This window comes from Kytococcus sp. HMSC28H12, assembly GCF_001816045.1.
GTDB classification, from domain to species: domain Bacteria; phylum Actinomycetota; class Actinomycetes; order Actinomycetales; family Dermatophilaceae; genus Kytococcus; species Kytococcus schroeteri.
The window spans coordinates 1-1,177 of sequence record NZ_KV824454.1 but is presented as its reverse complement, the minus strand read 5'-3'; the positions used below and the strand labels follow the sequence as shown (position 1 = coordinate 1,177).

The window sequence follows — 1,177 nt, the reverse complement described above, 5'->3', positions numbered from 1 at the left end:
CCCCCCCGGCACGACGAGGACCCGCCCTCCCGGTGCGGGACGGCGGGCCCTCGTGGGCGGGCTCGCTCAGCGGGTGTGCGCGAGGCGGTACTCGCGCGAGTCCTCGATGAGGGCGTCGTACTTCTTCTCGGCCTTGGCGATGGCCTTCTCGGACCGCACCGGCAGGTCGAACTCGTCCTCCACCTGCGCGCCGTCGGCGAGGTTGCGCACCCGGATCACCGCGGCGTCCACCTCGGCGCCGAGCAGGACCACCGTGTTGGTGAGCCAGAGCCACAGCAGGAAGATGATCACACCGGCCATGGCGCCGTAGGTGGCGTCGTAGTTGCCGGCGAAGGCGATGTACAGGCCGAAGGCCGCGGTGGCCAGCACCCACACCACGAAGGCCAGGACGGCACCGGGCGTGAGCAGGCGGTTGGGGAGCTTGACGTTGGGGGTGGCCCAGAAGAGCAGGCGGATGAGCAGGATGACCACCAGGGCCGCCACCGGCCACTTGGCCCAGTTCCAGACCGTGATGGCGGTGTCGCCCAGGCCCACGCGGCCCAGGACGGCCTCGGCCAGGGGGCCGGTGAGCACGAACGACAGGCCGATGGCCACGATGCCGAGCAGCACCACGGCGGTGAGGCCCACCATCAGCGGGCGCACCACGTAGAACGGGCGGCCCTCCTTGACCTCGTAGATCGAGTTCATGGTGCGGCTGAAGGCGTTGACGTAGTTGGAGGCCGACCACAGGGCACCCAGCAGACCGACGACGAGGCCCAGGCCCGCCCCGGCGGTCTTCTGCTGCTCGCTGATGAAGGTCTCCAGGAAGCTGGTGGCGTTCTCCGGGGCGCCCACCTGCTCGGCGATGCCGATGAACTCCTGCGTGGTCGTCTCGCCCTGGCCGAACACACCGAGCAGGGAGACCAGCGCGATGAGGGCCGGGAAGATCGAGAGCACCGCGTAGTAGGTCAGACCGGCGGCCAGGTCGGTGCACTTGTCCTCGCCGAAGGAGTGCAGCGCCCGGCGCCCCACGAGCTTCCAGCCGTCGCCACCGAGGTCCTTGCTGCGGGTCTCCGGCTCGTGGCTGCCCAGCGGGGTGTTGAGCTCCTCGCCGCCGCGGCGGTCGGCCGCGTTGCCGTGCCCGCGGGTGTCGGCCCGCCCCTCCTCGCCGGCGGTGCGCACGGCGTGGCTGGCTCCG

General features: G+C 71.4%; 1 protein-coding gene. It reads right to left on the bottom strand.

The window, feature by feature from the left end:
- Positions 1-66 precede the first annotated feature (66 nt).
- On the bottom strand, positions 67-1,177 hold a 1,111-nt coding region (locus tag HMPREF3099_RS06180; RefSeq protein ID WP_141762023.1), incomplete at its 5' end, for a YihY/virulence factor BrkB family protein.